Annotated in this window: 15 protein-coding genes; 6 read left to right on the forward strand and 9 right to left on the reverse strand. The window is 35.4% G+C overall.

Annotation, left to right across the window (positions count from 1 at the left end):
• The first annotated feature begins 97 nt into the window (after positions 1–97).
• The 3 genes from ACFZP3_RS05620 to ACFZP3_RS05630 all read left to right on the forward strand — a co-directional run bounded on the left by ACFZP3_RS05620 (position 98) and on the right by ACFZP3_RS05630 (position 3,886).
• Entirely contained in the window at positions 98–2,422 is a 2,325-nt protein-coding gene (locus tag ACFZP3_RS05620; protein ID WP_386087013.1) for an ankyrin repeat domain-containing protein, read from the forward strand.
• A protein-coding gene (locus ACFZP3_RS05625) for an IS630 family transposase (protein WP_386086489.1) occupies positions 2,395–3,256 on the forward strand; the annotation gives its coding sequence in 2 pieces (ribosomal slippage) (positions 2,395–2,720 and positions 2,719–3,256; 864 coding nt in all). The genes ACFZP3_RS05620 and ACFZP3_RS05625 overlap by 28 nt, the downstream gene beginning before the upstream one ends.
• A gap of 39 nt (positions 3,257–3,295) precedes the next feature.
• On the forward strand, positions 3,296–3,886 hold the full coding sequence (locus tag ACFZP3_RS05630) for a hypothetical protein (RefSeq protein WP_386087014.1): 591 nt from the start codon (positions 3,296–3,298) through the stop codon (positions 3,884–3,886).
• A gap of 72 nt (positions 3,887–3,958) precedes the next feature.
• Here the strand turns inward: ACFZP3_RS05630 and thyX are convergent, their stop codons facing one another.
• From thyX to acpP, 4 genes are all read right to left on the reverse strand, one after another.
• Positions 3,959–4,813: an FAD-dependent thymidylate synthase gene (gene thyX, locus ACFZP3_RS05635; RefSeq protein WP_265017404.1), complete on the reverse strand. Its 855-nt coding sequence runs from the start codon at positions 4,811–4,813 to the stop codon at positions 3,959–3,961.
• 9 nt (positions 4,814–4,822) lie between these two features.
• The gene (gene murA, locus ACFZP3_RS05640) at positions 4,823–6,100 is read right to left on the reverse strand and encodes a UDP-N-acetylglucosamine 1-carboxyvinyltransferase (protein WP_264687745.1); all 1,278 of its coding nucleotides are present in this window, start codon (positions 6,098–6,100) and stop codon (positions 4,823–4,825) included.
• Between the two features lie 122 nt (positions 6,101–6,222).
• Positions 6,223–7,491, reverse strand: coding sequence for a beta-ketoacyl-ACP synthase II (fabF, locus tag ACFZP3_RS05645; RefSeq protein ID WP_253309221.1), 1,269 nt, complete (start codon positions 7,489–7,491; stop codon positions 6,223–6,225).
• 13 nt (positions 7,492–7,504) lie between these two features.
• On the reverse strand, positions 7,505–7,729 hold the full coding sequence (acpP, locus tag ACFZP3_RS05650) for an acyl carrier protein (protein ID WP_386087122.1): 225 nt from the start codon (positions 7,727–7,729) through the stop codon (positions 7,505–7,507).
• A 181-nt stretch (positions 7,730–7,910) separates the two neighbouring features.
• Between acpP and ACFZP3_RS05655 the strand changes: the two genes are divergently transcribed.
• Together ACFZP3_RS05655 and ACFZP3_RS05660 are read left to right on the forward strand one after the other, a co-directional pair.
• Positions 7,911–8,702 (forward strand): polyprenyl synthetase family protein, encoded by a 792-nt coding sequence (locus tag ACFZP3_RS05655; protein WP_253309222.1) that lies wholly within the window; start codon positions 7,911–7,913, stop codon positions 8,700–8,702.
• Positions 8,695–9,636 (forward strand): FKBP-type peptidyl-prolyl cis-trans isomerase, encoded by a 942-nt coding sequence (locus ACFZP3_RS05660; protein WP_386087015.1) that lies wholly within the window; start codon positions 8,695–8,697, stop codon positions 9,634–9,636. The genes ACFZP3_RS05655 and ACFZP3_RS05660 overlap by 8 nt, the downstream gene beginning before the upstream one ends.
• Before the next feature lie 68 nt (positions 9,637–9,704).
• Here ACFZP3_RS05660 and hslU read toward each other — a convergent pair whose 3' ends face one another.
• Both hslU and hslV read right to left on the reverse strand, forming a co-directional pair.
• Positions 9,705–11,195, reverse strand: coding sequence for an ATP-dependent protease ATPase subunit HslU (gene hslU, locus ACFZP3_RS05665; protein WP_386087016.1), 1,491 nt, complete (start codon positions 11,193–11,195; stop codon positions 9,705–9,707).
• Position 11,196: 1 nt separating this feature from the next.
• Positions 11,197–11,751, reverse strand: coding sequence for an ATP-dependent protease subunit HslV (gene hslV / locus ACFZP3_RS05670; protein ID WP_386087017.1), 555 nt, complete (start codon positions 11,749–11,751; stop codon positions 11,197–11,199).
• Positions 11,752–11,866: 115 nt separating this feature from the next.
• Here hslV and gshA point away from each other — a divergent pair, with 115 nt between their 5' ends.
• Entirely contained in the window at positions 11,867–13,027 is a 1,161-nt protein-coding gene (gshA, locus tag ACFZP3_RS05675) for a glutamate--cysteine ligase (protein WP_386087018.1), read from the forward strand.
• 3 nt (positions 13,028–13,030) lie between these two features.
• On the opposite strand, the gene ACFZP3_RS05680 is transcribed toward gshA, so the two are convergent.
• The 3 genes from ACFZP3_RS05680 to ACFZP3_RS05690 form a co-directional block, all read right to left on the reverse strand.
• Positions 13,031–13,852, reverse strand: a complete 822-nt coding sequence (locus ACFZP3_RS05680) for a hypothetical protein (RefSeq protein WP_386087019.1) — start codon at positions 13,850–13,852, stop codon at positions 13,031–13,033.
• A 78-nt stretch (positions 13,853–13,930) separates the two neighbouring features.
• Positions 13,931–14,878, reverse strand: a complete 948-nt coding sequence (gene hemH / locus ACFZP3_RS05685) for a ferrochelatase (protein ID WP_253309227.1) — start codon at positions 14,876–14,878, stop codon at positions 13,931–13,933.
• Positions 14,879–15,739 carry a hypothetical protein gene (locus tag ACFZP3_RS05690; RefSeq protein WP_264687749.1) on the reverse strand — a complete coding sequence of 287 codons (861 nt, stop codon included), beginning with the start codon at positions 15,737–15,739 and terminating at the stop codon, positions 14,879–14,881.
• Positions 15,740–15,812 lie beyond the last annotated feature (73 nt).

The raw sequence follows: 15,812 nt of genomic DNA on the forward strand, positions 1-15,812 counted from the left end.
AAAAAAATCTTAATACTTAACACATTTTTCATAGTACACACCGTATGATTGATAAATAAAATAATGAATAGATTTACATAATGTTTGGAGGCTACCAATGGTCAACGACAAGATTACTTTGAACTTTGAGATAGAAAAAGGCGAACCTATAGATCGATACTACTTTTCTGCACGTATGAGGCTTACAGATGAAAGCAAAAATCTTTTGCGTGAGAAGCTTGGCAGTACAATTCAATTCGATAACCTAGATGATCACTTCAATCTTAACCATGAGAATTTTTATATCTACTACAATAAATATAGTGAGCACAATGGTAGAAGTGAGCTATACGTTAGGGATGATAACGGTAGATATTTAACTTCCAATCTTCCACTTAATCACTATGGATTCTCAATGGAACTATCATCTGATGGGGCGTCAATAGCAGATTATGGCTTTTATCCTCTTTATGCAATCTATAACCCAAATCACTATGATAAGGCAAAGGAAAAAGTATTTGATGATCACGGTGAATTGTCACCAATTGCATCAAATATGTTAGATAATTTTTTAAGCAACACAAATAGCTTAACCACACAAGAGATGTTTTTACAGTTGCAAAATGGAGCTACTGAAAAAGAGGAGAAATTGATAAGAGAGAAAAGACAAGCAGAAGAAGAATTAGATCAAAAGAATGAGAAATTAAAGGAGTTCATAGAAAAAGGTGAAATTACCTTGTTTAAAGTGGTAAAAGGTAATGACGTAGGTAACGGGCGTTCAGAAGTAGTTTTACAGTTTACTGCAGAAGGTAAGGGGACAAATGAAATTACCCTTGATTCCGAAAAATTCTATATAGCAGATTATGAAGATAGTGAATTCTTGCATTGTGTTAGCTCTGATTATGACATGCTACTTGATTATGAAAATTTATTTTTCGCGCTCAATCAAAGCTTCTACTCAGACTTTGAAAGTGGGTTTTATTCAGCAGACAGCACTGATCCCTATAATTACGCTAAATATTCAAAGGAACCATATTTGAGTGGTGATCAGCTATCTGAAAAATTATCTCATGAGTTGGAGAAAGATAGTAACCAGATAGATGCAGAAGTTATGTTTAGTGATCAACCTATGAACGAAGAAGTTACAGTGAAAAGTGAAGTCAAATCTAGAAAGAAAAGGGCAGTTGAAGAAGATAATGCAGAAGATACTATAGGAAACATAAATGAAACAAATGAGGTAACCGGTGCGACGCGTTTGCACTCTGCTTCTTTATCAGGGGATTTGAATGAAGTTATCGAACTTGTAGAACATAGCGCAAATATTGACGCGAAAGATAAAGCCGGACAAACACCGCTACATCATGCTATTAAATCAGGAAATACAGAAATAGCAAAATATCTTATCGATCAAGGTGCAAATCTCAATTCTCAAGATATTTATTACGAAGGAACTGATTACTCTTGTTTTAAGACACCTTTGCACTATGCCATAAAATCGGGAAACATGGAAATAGTTGAATACTTAGTGGAACATGGTGCAAATCCTAATATTCCAGATGCTCACAATCTCAGGCCGCTCGACTATGCTATAAAGAACACAGCTTTAGTAAAATATCTTGTGGACAATGGTGCAGATATTAATGTACGTAATCCGATATTCCATTTTGTTAAGCTAGGTGACCTGGATATGGTGGAATATTTAGCTCAACATGGTGCAGATCTTAATGTCAAAAACACCTCTGCTCAAACACTACTACATTATGCTATTGAACTCAAACATACAGAGATAGCTAAATACTTAATAGATCACAATGTAGATATTAATACTCGAGATATTAGTTCTGGTAAATCTCCATTACATTTTGCTATGAGTATAAAAAACATGGAAGTGGCTAAATATCTAATAAAGCATGGTGCAGATGTTAATGTTAAAGATAGTTACGGTTTAGCACCTTTACACTTTGCTGTTAATTTAGGAAATCAAGAGATATTAGAATATTTAATAAAGAATAATGCAAATATTGAGGTTCGAGATAGTGAAGGCTGGACACCACTTATTCATGCAGTAAGGCATGGGCAATTGGACAAAGTAAAGTACCTGATAGAGAATGGAGCTGATGTTGATATTTGTGGTAATGAAGGATGGACGCTATTTGAGCATGCTGAACAATGGATAGATGATAGAAGAATATTAAAGGATGTAATCAATAATGATAGAAAATATGCAGATGCTGCAAGTTGGGAAAAGACTGGAAAAGATATGCTTGATTACCTTAAGGGAGTTACAAAAAATACTATACAGGAAGAAGAATCTAACTATATAGATCAAATGCAAGCAGATGATAGCAGCAGTTATAGCTCTTCTCATAATAATCCAAACAAGTTAAGATATGGATTTATGGTAGTGGGGTTTGTATGCCAGCAGCGTATAGTTACGATTTAAGGAAAAAAGCAATGGAGGCATTGGATGAAGGAGAAAGTAGAGCAACTGTTGCAGAGAGATTTAAAATTGGAAAAACGACTCTATATGAGTGGCAGAAAAGGCGTAAGGAAACGGGAGATTTTCAGTCAAAAAAGCCTGGAAGCGTAGGATATAACCATAAAATTACTGACTGGAATGTTTTTACCAAATTTGCAAAAAACCATGGTGGCAAAACTCAGTCAGAGATGGCTAAACTCTGGGGTAATATCAGTCGACAAACGATTCACCGCGCACTTAAAAATATTGGATTTACAAGAAAAAAAGACCTACGGATATAAAGAAAGAAATGAAGGAAAGCGAGCTCAATTTTTAAAGGTTATAGCAACAAAACGTCATGAAAATCTTGTATATATTGATGAATCTGGAATAGATAATACAGAAGACTACCCATACGGATATTGCAGAAAAGGAGAGAGGTTTCATTCATTAAAATCAGGTAAAAAAACTCAGCGTGTCAGTATGATTGCAGCTCTAAATAAAAGGAAGATCATTGCTCCATTGACCTTTGAAGGATACTGCAATAAGGATGTTTTCGAGGCTTGGTTTGAGCAGTTTTTAACTCCAATTTTAAGGTCTGGCCAAACTGTAATTCTTGATAACGCTACATTCCATAAATCTAAAAAAATAGATAATCTTGCTAGAGGAGTTGGTGCTGAAATTCTTTATCTTCCTCCATATTCTCCAGACTTTAACGAAATTGAGCATAATTGGTTTGCTATAAAGAATAGAGCTAGAAAAAATATCCCTATTTTTAAGTCTTTCCGTCAAGCTGTTGATTCTGCTTTTTTATTCTGACTATTATGAGAAGAGCTATATGTTGAAGATCAACCAGCTTTGCAAAGCAATCGTGACGGTTATGCTGACATGGAAAAAGCTCTGCAGGAGAAATTGCATGGAGATGAAATACGCAAGCAAAGTAATGAGAAAGCTCAAAAAGATATGGAAACAAGAAAAGTCACTGTGGAAACTGACAGTAGCAATAATAAAATTGAAAAACAAGCAAAACCAATAGAAGACGAACAAGAAACTGTTATGGCAAGTGTGATAGAAAATATGGATAAAAATTCTGATAGTGAAGCAGAAGATTCTAACAGTATTGCAAATGCACAACATCTCTTAAAAATAAGGACAGGAAGTCCTCTTGAGGTGGGAAAGTATGAGGTGGAGCTGCAAGTGACATATGATGATATAAAGAATTTTTATGATACCGTACGTGGTAAATATCATGCTGGTGATGGATATAACTACGAGCAAGTAATGGTTTTATATAATGAAATTGTTAGGCCAGCATCGCAGCATTATGATAAACCATTTACCCTGCCTAAGGCATACATAACAGATGGTCATCTATTTGTTCAAAATAAAGATTTTGGAACTTTGGATGATTTTAATGAGATGTTCTATAGAAGTGATGAGTTAATGTGATGTAAAAAGCAAGATTCAATTTGGTGAACGAGAGTTAACTGACAGAGGAGATTGACACGTATGCCTTTATCTTTAAGATTGTTTATCAAGTATAGACATCAGCTCGTCCCATTCTCTTTTACCAATATTACTTTCTTCTCTAGTAACGTTTTCCCCTTTAATTAATTTGCGAATTATTTCTAGACCAGTTCTTGAAATACAAGCTGATTCTAGGCAATATTCAACAAAGGCATTGTAGGCCAATGGGACCCATTTTTTTATTATATCCAGCATAACTTCTGCATAAACTCTGATTTCATATTGGGCATGCTTATCAGCTCTAAGCTTCAAAAAATGAAGGAGGTTATGCAGATCTATTTTCCAATAAAATTGCGTGTAGTAATTAAGCGTTAGATTAGTTCGGGCAATTTCTCTTGCAAGCCCCTGCTCAATAAATTTTTCATAATGAGAATATACTAAATTAGAGTCGTTTGTTAGAGAATCTATTATTTCCTTTGAGGTATCCGGATCAAAAGCTTCACCGCTACCTTGTTTATTATTATCAGATTGTTTTGCAATCTGTTCTGGTTTTGGTATATAAAATTCATTGTCAAGTATTGAATATCTTGCCGAATATTCATTCACATTTGCAGTTCTATGCCTTATCCATTGCCTTGCAACAAAAATTGGAAGTTTCACGTGAAACTTAATTTCACACATTTCAAATGGAGTTGTATGATGATGTCTCATTAAATACTTTATAAGTGCTTCATCCTGACTTATCTGTTTTGTTCCCTTGCCATAAGAAACACGAGCAGCTTGAACTATAGCGCTATCAGAGCCCATATAATCCACTACTCGAATAAATCCATGGTCTAATACCTTATGTTCTTCATATAAGATTTCATCTATTTCTTTTACTGTAGTTCGTTTAGTTGCTTCATTCATAAAATATCCTCAAGATGAAATGGAAATATCAGCTCCACATGAATTGAGTTTTTCGTGCATTGCTTCATATCCTCTCCATAAATGATGCGAATTATTTATTGTAGTTTCTCCACCAGCTACCAAAGAAGCAAGTACCAAAGCTGCTGTTGACCTTAAGTCAGTGGCACACAGATTAGCTCCAGATAAGCTTTTTATTCCACTTATAGTAGCTTTGCTTTTCTCGATGCTGATATTAGCGCCTAACTTTCTCAATTCATCTGCATGTGCAAATCTGTTTTCAAAAATGTTCTCTTCAATTACTGATATCCCATCAGCGATGCACATTGCAGACATCAGTTGTGGTTGCATATCACTGGGAAAGTTGGGGTATGGATCTGTTGCAATGTTAGCAGACCTAATAGAGCAATTTTTTCTGGAAATCATAACCCCCTCATTATATAGTTCAACATTAGCCCCTATAGCCTTCAATTCATTCACAATACATCTTATATCAGATAGACTTATTCCTTCTAACTCCAACTTACCACCGGTTATTATAGCAGCTAGTGCATAGGTGCCTGCTTCTATGCGATCTGGTATTATTTTATGAACACATCCATTTAATTCTTCAACTCCTGTTATTGTGATCCTTGTATCACTAATCTCAATATTAGCACCCATTTTCTTTAGGAACTCTATTAAATCAAGAACTTCCGGCTCCGTTGCAGCATTGTTTATTATTGTCACTCCTTCTGCAAGTGTTGCTGCCATTATTACATTTTCTGTTGCACCAACGCTTATTTTCTCAAGTATAACTTCTTTTCCTTGTAGCTTTCCTTTCACTGTTGCAATTATATTACAGCCTTCAACTTCAATTTTAGCTCCCATTTCTTCTAATGCTTTGATATGCATATCAACGGGACGCTTTCCGATATTGCATCCACCAGGAAAGACTGTTGTGATTTTACCAAATCTACTGAGAATTGGACCTAGCATTAAAAGAGATGCTCGCAGCTTACTTGCAGTTTCGTGTGACATTACGTGATTGTTGATATTACTGCAATCAATTTCCAAAGTATGATTTGCTTTATAATCTTTATTGCGTGTAAAATTCACTTTCGCTCCAAGACTCTCAAGCAGCTTAGACATTAGATGCACATCAATTAAATCAGGTACATTATGCAAAATTACCGAGAAGCTACTCAATAGACTTGCTGCCATTATTGGTAAAACAGCATTTTTTGAGCCATTAATCTTGATTTTTCCGACCAGAGGTTTATGGTTACTACTTACTAATATTTTGTGCATTTAATTAAGCTAGATCTTACCAAATAAGTATAGTAAATCGACAGTAAAAGGCAAATTACAGATAATATAGCTATCACAGATCATAATGTTCGTACATTTTAGCTATTTAGCAGCAAAATTGATTACACTTGTCCAAAGATGAGCGATGCATTAGTGCCACCAAAACCAAACGAATTAGAAAGTGCATATTGAATTTTATGCTCCTGAGCTTTAAACGGTACAAAATTTAAATCACATCCTTCTGAAGGTTTATGTAAATTTAAGGTTGGCGGAATAATTCCATTATTTAACGCAAGAATACTGAATATTGCTTCAACGCTCCCTGCAGCACCAAGTAAATGTCCTATAGAAGATTTAGTTGAAGAAACAGGTATTTTATAAACGTAGTCACCAAATAACTGTTTCATTGCTATTACTTCAATTTTATCTCCAAGTGGCGTTGAAGTTCCATGTGCATTGATATATCCTACTTGATTTGGATTAATTTGCGCACTTTTTAAGGCAAGCTGCATTGCCTTAAATGCGCCTCTTCCTTCTGGATGTGGTGCTGTAATGTGGTGCGCATCTCCTGTGAGTCCGTACCCAACCAGTTCTGCATGTATTTTTGCCCCCCTTTTTTTTGCATGTTCGTATTCCTCCAGCACCAATATACCTGCTCCTTCACCCATAACAAAACCATCGCGTTCTGCATCCCATGGCCTTGAAGCTTCTTCCGGTTTATCATTGAATTTAGTTGATAATGCCTTCATAGACGCAAAACCTGCAATTCCAACTCTACACAGTGCACTTTCTGCTCCACCTGCAATCATAATATCCGCTTCACCAAGTTTTATAGTTCTTGCTGAATTTATGATTGCATGCGCACCTGTTGCACATGCGGTTACTGCTGAATCGTTTGGACCTGTAAATTCGTATTTAATAGAAATATGGCCAGATATCAAATTTATTAGACTTGCAGGGACAAAAAATGGACTGACACGTCTGGGCCCTTTTTCCTGCATGGTAATAACATTTTCCTGAATTGACGGAAGACCACCTATACCAGAGCCAATAGTTACGCCAACACGTTCTCTATCTACTTTTGAATCTTCTAAAGATGAATCTTCCACAGCTTGAATCGCTGCTGCAATGCCGTAATGAATAAAACGATCCGTTCTTTTTAGATCTTTTTCAAAAATATAACCTACAGGATTAAAGTAATTCTCAATGTTATCGGATTGCACAGGCACCTGCCCTGCAACCTTGCAAGCAAGATCAGAAGAGTCAAATCTATCTGTATTGATTGCTTTTATGCCAGACTCGCCTTTTATCAGCCTTGACCAAGTGTTGTCAACATCTGCCGCTAGTGGAGTGATTAAACCAACACCAGTGACTACTACTCTTCTGCTCATTTAACACTAACTATTAGCCTTTTTTACTATTAATGTACTCAACTATTTGCTCCATAGTTTCCATTTTTTGTGCGTCTTCATCTGGAATTTCTATTCCGAACTCTTCTTCTGCTGCCATGATGATTTCAACTGCATCTAAACTGTCTGCACCATGCTCCGAAAGCTTTGAAGAGCTGTTGAATTTCTCTACATCCTTACTAATTTGCTCTAGTATAATCTTTTTCACTTTCTCTTCTATGTCTTCTCTAGTGCTCTTTGCTAGTTCGCTATTCACATTTCTTACCAAAAAAATAACCTATTCTTTGATGTTATAAAAAATTTTTATGTTTGCAATATCTTTTATAACTGGTAAACTACAGCAAAGTTTTCTACTGCCCTAGCTGGCTAGCGTTACGTGCTAAACAATTAACAATTCAAAAATGCTAGACGAAACAACAAAAAATTTGCTTATTGTAGAAGTAAATAAACTTTTACCAGAAAATAGCGAGAATAAGCTTATATCAGCTATGCGTTATATACTCCTTGCTCCTGCAAAACATATACGCTCCTTTTTAGTCGTAGCTTCATCGCGAGTGTTTAACGCGGAAGCTAAAAAAGTAATATCAGTTGCTGCAGCAATTGAATTTGTTCATGCTTACTCTCTAATTCACGATGATTTACCGTGCATGGACAACAGTGATACTCGCAGAAGCCAGCTAAGCTGCCATAAAAAATTTGATGAAGCAACAGCAGTGCTTGCCGGAGATGCACTACTTACTCTGGCTTTTGAGGTATTATCTTCGTTAAATGAGAAATGCTGTGAAATCATGAAAGTTCTTTCTCAGGCAATAGGAATTAGGGGAATGGTAGGAGGACAGATTTTAGATATTGGTGCAGATTTTAACAAAATAAAAGAAATTCATTTGATGAAAACCGCAAAACTATTTGCAGCTTCATGTGAAATAGGTGCTATAATAGGGAATGCTACAGATAAGCAACGTAAAGCGTTATATAACTACGGGATAAACCTAGGGCTTATCTTTCAAGCTAAGGATGATATTGAAGATTACGAACAAGATAAAACAAATAATCTAATGTCTGTACTTGGTAAAAGTGAAGTAGAGGACTATATAGACGCCCTCTTTAAACAAGGCTTGGATAATTTGAGTGCGCTTTCAGGGGATACTAATTATTTATATGATTTATTGAATCAAGTAAAGAAAGATGGTTAGAAAAATTATATTACAAATGCTTATTTCCATAGTAATGATTCTCACTTTAACCTCTGCTTTTATGTTTACTATTGTCTATATAAACAAAGGTAAACCGGGAAAAAAGGACAAGCTTTATGAGATAAGTGCCACGCATGGTGGTTTGATACAGACAATAGCACATTATCTAGTGAAGCCAATACTTGAATCAGCACTCGACCGCTATATTGAAAAGCATGGGCTAACAGAATATTTAGAAGAAATGACGCAGCAAAAGGAAGAAGATTCGATAAATTTTTATGAAATTACTGAAGGCAGTGGCAGCAAGGCTTTCTGTGGCATGGAAGTCCTATTGCAAATATATAAAATTTCTAATAATAACTCAGCAACACTCCCTAGCAAAGTTTCTGATGTTACTTTGAAAATAGGTCAAGATGACCTAAAAGAAGTGGGTTTAGGGGTGATAGGTATGAAAGAAGGCGGAGAGCGTGTAGTTACTATTGCCAATGATAACAAAATGAATTTTAATTCTTATTACGTCAAACTGATCGAAGTAAAGGATAAATATCCCGACTCAGTGAATAATCTGATGGTTTTTAATGACTTAATTAACAAGACTGGAAAACAAGTAAGGTGCGGTGATGAGATATCAGTTAAATATAGCGTAAAGGAGCATAATGGGAAATATATAGTCAAAGATCAAACAGTGCAATTTAGGGTTGGCGATAAAAAAATACCACTTGCTATAGAGCTTGGAGTTGTGGGAATGAGAGCTGGTAATAAAAGAACTATTCTTTCTCCGCCTGAACTTTTGACTATTACTGACGATATGTTAATAAAAGACATAGATTATGATGAAGAAAATATCTCAATAATTGACTTAAGCTTAGATATTAAGCAAGAGGTCGCAGCACACCATTCTACTGTTGAAAAACAGCCTAAAGAATATAGCTGAAATTTTAGGCTTACTGGCTGACCTTCTGAACACTCTCTATACTACTTAAAGTAGGCTTTTTGTTTTTCCTAAAGTATAAACTTAGATAAATCAAGCTGCTTCGAAATTGACTCAAGTTTATCTTTTACATACTTGCTGTCTATAATGAATTTTTCGCTATTTTTCTCAGAAGCAATGAAACTTATTTCATCTAAAAGCTTCTCCATGATAGTGTGAAGCCTTCTTGCGCCTATATTTTCCACTTGCCTATTAACTGTAAACGCTATTTCAGCTATGGTTTTTATACCATCATCAGTGAACTCAAGCATCACATTTTCTGTTTTCATTAAAGCTATGTACTGCTTTAACAAACTAGATTCTGGTTCCTTTAATATTCTTATTAAATCCTCTTGAGTAAGTGCCTTAAGTTCTACCCTGATCGGTAATCTGCCCTGTAATTCCGGTAAGAGGTCAGATGGTTTAGACTGATGAAAAGCACCAGATGCAATAAATAATATATAGTCTGTTTTTACATGGCCATACTTAGTTGTAACAGTTGTTCCTTCAAGTAGTGGTAACAGATCGCGTTGCACTCCTTCTCTGTTTACTTCACCTTTTACTTCTGTACGCGCTGCAATTTTGTCTATTTCATCCAAAAATACTATACCGTCATTACTAACAAGATCAATGGCTTCTTTGATTATCTTATCTTCATCGATTAGCCTTTCACTTTCTTCATTAATTAATATTTCACGCGCTTCTTTTACCTTCACCGTAATAGTTTTTGTTTTTTTGCTCCCGTTAAACATCTTGCCCACTATTTCTGTTACATTCATCACACCAACTTGCCCACCTGGCATGCCTGGTATATCGAAAGTAGGTAACATACTCTTGCTCTCTCTGACGTTAATAGAAACTTCTCCGTCCTCAAACTCTTTATTCCTCAACCTTTCTCTAAAAATTTTTTTACTCTCTTCGGTTGCATTTTCGCCTACCATAGAGTTTACTATTGTTTTCTCAGCTAAAATTAAAGCCTTGTTAGCTAAGGCTTTACGGGCTTTCTCTTTAACTAAAACTATTGCTGCATCAACTAAATCGCGTATTATCGAATCAACTTCACGTCCAACGTATCCTATTTCAGTAAACTTCGTTGCCTCAATTTTTATGAACGGTGCACCGGCAAGTTTTGCTAAGCGGCGAGCTATTTCAGTTTTACCAACCCCTGTATGACCGATCATCAATATATTCTTAGGTATGATTTCATCACGCAATGGAAATGGAACCTGATTGCGACGCCAACGATTTCTGAGCGCAATAGCAACAGCACGCTTTGCATCATCCTGTCCGATTATGAATCTATCTAATTCTTTAACTATCTTCTGTGGTGGCAGGTCATCTAACAAAACTTGAGTACTGTCATTAACTTGAATATCGCTGTCATTTGAATCAAAACCACTCTTAGTATCTTTATAGAGGTCATTTTTTTCATCATAGGTGTCACTACTACAAGGCCGCCCTTCTGAAAGGGTTATAGGCTGATTGGAAAAATTAGTGCACAAAGTTTTTTGCTTGGAAGACATATCACTCCTCTATCTTTTCAATAACTACATTATGATTTGTATAAACACATATATCGCCAGCTATCTTCATAGCCTTTTTTGCAATCTCTTCTATTGATATTCCTTTAATGTCAATTAAAGCTCTTGCTGCAGATAGAGCAAAATTTCCCCCAGAGCCAATAGCTGCGATTCCATCTTCAGGTTCAAGAACATCACCTGTTCCCGTAATTACTAATGAAATAGATTTATCTGCAACAATCATCATAGCCTCTAATTTTCTTAGATATTTATCCATTCTCCAGTCTTTTGCAAGTTCAACACATGCTTTCATTAATTGCCCTGGGTGCTTGTCAAGTTTAGATTCTAGTCTTTCAAAGAGAGTAAATGCATCGGCTGTTGCTCCAGCAAAACCGGCAATTACAGAATCACCAGAAAGACGCCTAACTTTTTTTGCTCCGGATTTTATAACAGTGTGGCCCAGTGAAACCTGTCCATCACCTATTACTACTACGCTTTTATCTTTTCTAATTGACAGTATAGTGGTTCCATACATTTTATTGTTATCGTGTTGAATCATTTTTCTATTACTTTAAATAAGAATCTCATTATACTTTAATCTTTAGTCAAATTTGCTAAATATGTTTAATTATAGCTTATAATATAATACCTTCCTTATAACATTTAAAGTGTAGATGCAAAACATAATTTACCCAGATTTGGAAAAAAGTATAAATAATTGGTTTGAGGCAAAATTTAACGGCCTTACATTGCCATTTTATAGCTCTATAGATCTTAGAAACTCCAGCTACAAAATTGCCCCAGTGGACGCTAATTTATTTCCTGCAGGGTTCAACAATCTAAGTGAGACATCAAGAGCAACAGCAGCAAAACTAATAAAAAGTTATTTTGAAACAAAACAATATAAAAAGACTCTTATAATACCGGAGAATTACACACGAAATAAAATGTATATAGAAAACGTATTTGTTATAGAGAAAGTACTGCAGCTCGCAGGTTTTGAAACTAGAATTGGCCTCTTTCACAACGAAACATATAATTTAATAGAACCATATGAAACTATCATGAAAGAAAACTCTCTGCTAAAGACAACTTCAGGATTTGTGCCTGATGTTATTATACTGAATCGTGATATGACGAGCCACATTCCAGACACGCTAAAAGACGTAAAGCAAGATATAGTACCAAGCCCACTATACGGTTGGCATAGCAGACAGAAATTTAAGTATTTTGAAATCTATCAAGAATTAGCGTCCGAATTTTGTAGCGAATTTAAAATGGACCCATGGCTTATTTCTGTGCTTACAGAAAGCTGTAATGGAGTTGACTTTAATGATGATTCATCACTAGGAGCAGTAGCGACTAAAGTTGACCAAATATTATCTCTAGTGCAAAAAAAGTATGAGGAATATGAAATAAAAACACAACCTTACGTTTTTATCAAAGCAAGCAATGGCACATATGGGATGGGCATTATAACAGCAACAAGTGGAGAGGAAATATTAAATCTCAATAAAAAAAAGCGTCATAAAATGAAAAAGATAAAAGAAGGAATAGCAATCAATAGCGTTATTATACAAGAAGGTGTACCAACCATTGACATATTTAAAAGCAGTTCTGCAGAACCGCTGATATACTATATAGGAGATACTCCAACATGTTACTTATACCGATGTAATAGCAGGAAAGATGTATATTCTAGCTTGAATGCCACTGACTGTGAGTTTCATGATGTTAGCCAGGTTGTGGAAGGTAAAATTCTGTCACTTTGGAGTATTGTTGGCAAATTAGCAGTACTAGCGTTGGCAGTAGAAATAAAATCTTTTCACCTCTAACCCTTACATTCCCACAGCGTTGCCATCGGGCAGATCATTATCATCATTACCGGGCTGAATATGGTTATGGCCAGCATTATCAAGTTCAGTGGAAGGATCATCATTGACAGGTTGTTGAAACAATTTGTCAAGCTGAACTGCCAGAAATACTGCACTATATATTATGCTAACTGTTACGCTTAAGTTGAAATTATAGATTATACCATTACCTAAGTTTATTGGTATGGTTGCAGTCTCCATTCTTTTTAATATGAAGTTTAACAAACCTAATGACAAAGTTAATGTGCTGATAATAAGGTCCTTCTTACACTTAGCAGACTTTTCAGGATCCTTATTATCTAGGTATTTTCTCCATGAATAATAGTAGCTTATAGGTTCTGAAATAAACAGAAATAGGATCGTTGATGTTAAGTGAATGTGACTTATTACGTCTCCATTACCCCTAGTAAAAAAATGGATGACTTTCAACATCATCAATGCTTCTATGATGCTGCTTGCAAGATTAGCCGATTTACCCACAACTTTTGCCAGCTCTTTTTTACTCTCAGGGTTTTTGTAATCCTTAATTAGATCCTGTAGAGTAAATGCAGAATGGGCAATATATAGAATAGATGTCGGAAACTTTACTAGTCGAGCAACATTCCGTATAAGAAAGATATTGGATCTATTATTGTCAATGAACTCGCAGCAAAATTGCAGTGAAATCTTACACAATAGGGCTGTTAAACCTGTTGTGATGCAGATTACCTTCCTGAAATCATGATCATAAATATCATGCACCTTTTGTGCGAGTATGTTAGATTTCTTTTTTAGCTTGTTTGGCATGAAATAGTTAACAAAATAATAACTCCCTTTTATTCTATCACATAAAAGCCTTGAAGAAAAGCCCTATAAATCAGGACTTTAAGGGTGATTTATGCATAAATCGGCTAAGCATTTTATAAACAAGGAATCAATACTGAGAGTTGGTACGCGAAAATAATATCCATCCTTGATAATTGCTTTATATTCTATATCAAGTTCAACTAGAGTTTCTGAATGCTCAGAAACAAAAGATATAGGTGATAAAACTACAGGTACACCATCAGCTTTTGTACGTGATAGCTCACTTTCAGTGCTTGGCTCTAGCCATTTTACAGGACCAATCTTACTCTGATAACATATTGACCAATCTAAGTTATTGATAGCTAACTTTTCTACTATTAACTCTACGCTTCTTTCTACCTGTGAAGCGTAAGGGTCGCCTTTTTTAATAACGCTAAGGGGCAAGCTATGAGCTGAAAATAGGACTCTTGGCTTACCAATCCTGCTGGCTAATTTGTAGTACTTGGCTATCAAGTTAGTATGAGCCTCAATAAAGTTTTCATTGTCATAATAATGATGAATTATTTTTGTATTGCATTTTAGGCCATGCTTTTTAGCATTTTTTTGCCAATTTTCGATGGATGACAAAGTTGTGGTAGTTGAATATTGAGGGTATAGTGGCAGCAAAATTACTTCATCAGGATCAAACTGTTTTACACTTTTAACAACTTCGTCAGCAAATGGATGCCAATAGCGCATGCAAATGAATACCTTGTGTACATGGTTTCTATCTTCATTTAATTTTAGTTCTAAAGCATTAGCTTGCATTTTTGTATTCTCCAGAATTGGCGATTTACCTCCGATTTCCTCGTATATTTTTCGTGCAGTATTTTCTCGTTTCGCAGATATAAACTTTGCTAAAAGAAACCGAAAGGGATTCGGTAGATTGATTATTCTCCTGTCATAAAAAAGGTTGAATAAAAAAGGACGGACCGCATTTAGTGAATCAGGCCCGCCAAGATTAAATAAGATAACTGCCTTTTTCACCTACGCACTACTACAACAAGTTACTTCTGGGGTGCCTATAAAATTAGCTACACACTCATCAAATTTAGTTATAGGCACTAAATTTCTTACACTGGCATACAATAAGTGGCCTGATCTCTTCAGGTTACTCTTGGTGGATGTGAAGTTCCAATCGAAAAATGTATCGACAAAAAGACTTGGTACCGTTTCAAGAAGTTCAACAGCAGCTAAAGATAGCATTATACAACTTTGCAGGACATTCAGAAGAACCTTGAGGGGAAAAAGTAAAACTTTAACGAAAAGAGAGGTGCTACTTGTTTCATCCAGTGGTCGCCCTGAGTTAGGCGAATTATACTCAATATGCTTTCTATTTTGATCAAAGATAGGAAATTTTATAGTATCTTTCTTAAATTGCCCATCTATTTCTTGTGTACTATGTTTGGTCCATTTTTCTAGTGACCACTCACGCACGTGAAAAGTTCTTACAAAAAAGCATGTTGTAACCATCAATGCAGCACATATAAGCGCACACTGCATAAGACTTATACTACCTACCATAGCTGGCAGCGCAAAACAAACAAATGGCACTATGATAGCCATTTCAAGAAATGGAATAGTGTTTCTTTTCATTGCAAAGGCAGCGCCTTTTTTTAGCTCCGTGTATTGATTATTACTTTTTCCTTGCTTTTGTAGAATATGGTCACACATACCATATTCTAAATAACTTAAAAAAGCCAAATTAAAAGTTAAAAACCCTTTTGCTCCACAAAAAATTGACGATTTCAAGTTATTGACCAATTTTTTAGCAGTAGATTCAGTTTCAACCAGTTGTTTGGTAGTAGATTCAGGTTTTTCATTAGTTTTTTTACAACAAGTATGCATACAATACTCCCTTGATGGTTTATTCTTAACTATAAATAAAAAACTGCTTTTATCAAATCAAAATTTACAATAA

The organism is Wolbachia endosymbiont (group A) of Norellia spinipes, from assembly GCF_964273535.1.

Bases quoted from the DNA above. Each gene is read 5' to 3' on its own strand.
- ACFZP3_RS05620 (WP_386087013.1), top strand. From the start codon at position 98: ATGGTCAACGACAAGATTACTTTGAACTTTGAGATAGAAAAAGGCGAA.
- thyX (WP_265017404.1), bottom strand. From the start codon at position 4,813: ATGAATGAAGCAACTAAACGAACTACAGTAAAAGAAATAGATGAAATC.
- murA (WP_264687745.1), bottom strand. From the start codon at position 6,100: ATGCACAAAATATTAGTAAGTAGTAACCATAAACCTCTGGTCGGAAAA.
- fabF (WP_253309221.1), bottom strand. From the start codon at position 7,491: ATGAGCAGAAGAGTAGTAGTCACTGGTGTTGGTTTAATCACTCCACTA.
- ACFZP3_RS05655 (WP_253309222.1), top strand. From the start codon at position 7,911: ATGCTAGACGAAACAACAAAAAATTTGCTTATTGTAGAAGTAAATAAA.
- ACFZP3_RS05660 (WP_386087015.1), top strand. From the start codon at position 8,695: ATGGTTAGAAAAATTATATTACAAATGCTTATTTCCATAGTAATGATT.
- hslU (WP_386087016.1), bottom strand. From the start codon at position 11,195: ATGTCTTCCAAGCAAAAAACTTTGTGCACTAATTTTTCCAATCAGCCT.
- hslV (WP_386087017.1), bottom strand. From the start codon at position 11,751: ATGATTCAACACGATAACAATAAAATGTATGGAACCACTATACTGTCA.
- gshA (WP_386087018.1), top strand. From the start codon at position 11,867: ATGCAAAACATAATTTACCCAGATTTGGAAAAAAGTATAAATAATTGG.
- ACFZP3_RS05680 (WP_386087019.1), bottom strand. From the start codon at position 13,852: ATGCCAAACAAGCTAAAAAAGAAATCTAACATACTCGCACAAAAGGTG.
- ACFZP3_RS05690 (WP_264687749.1), bottom strand. From the start codon at position 15,739: ATGCATACTTGTTGTAAAAAAACTAATGAAAAACCTGAATCTACTACC.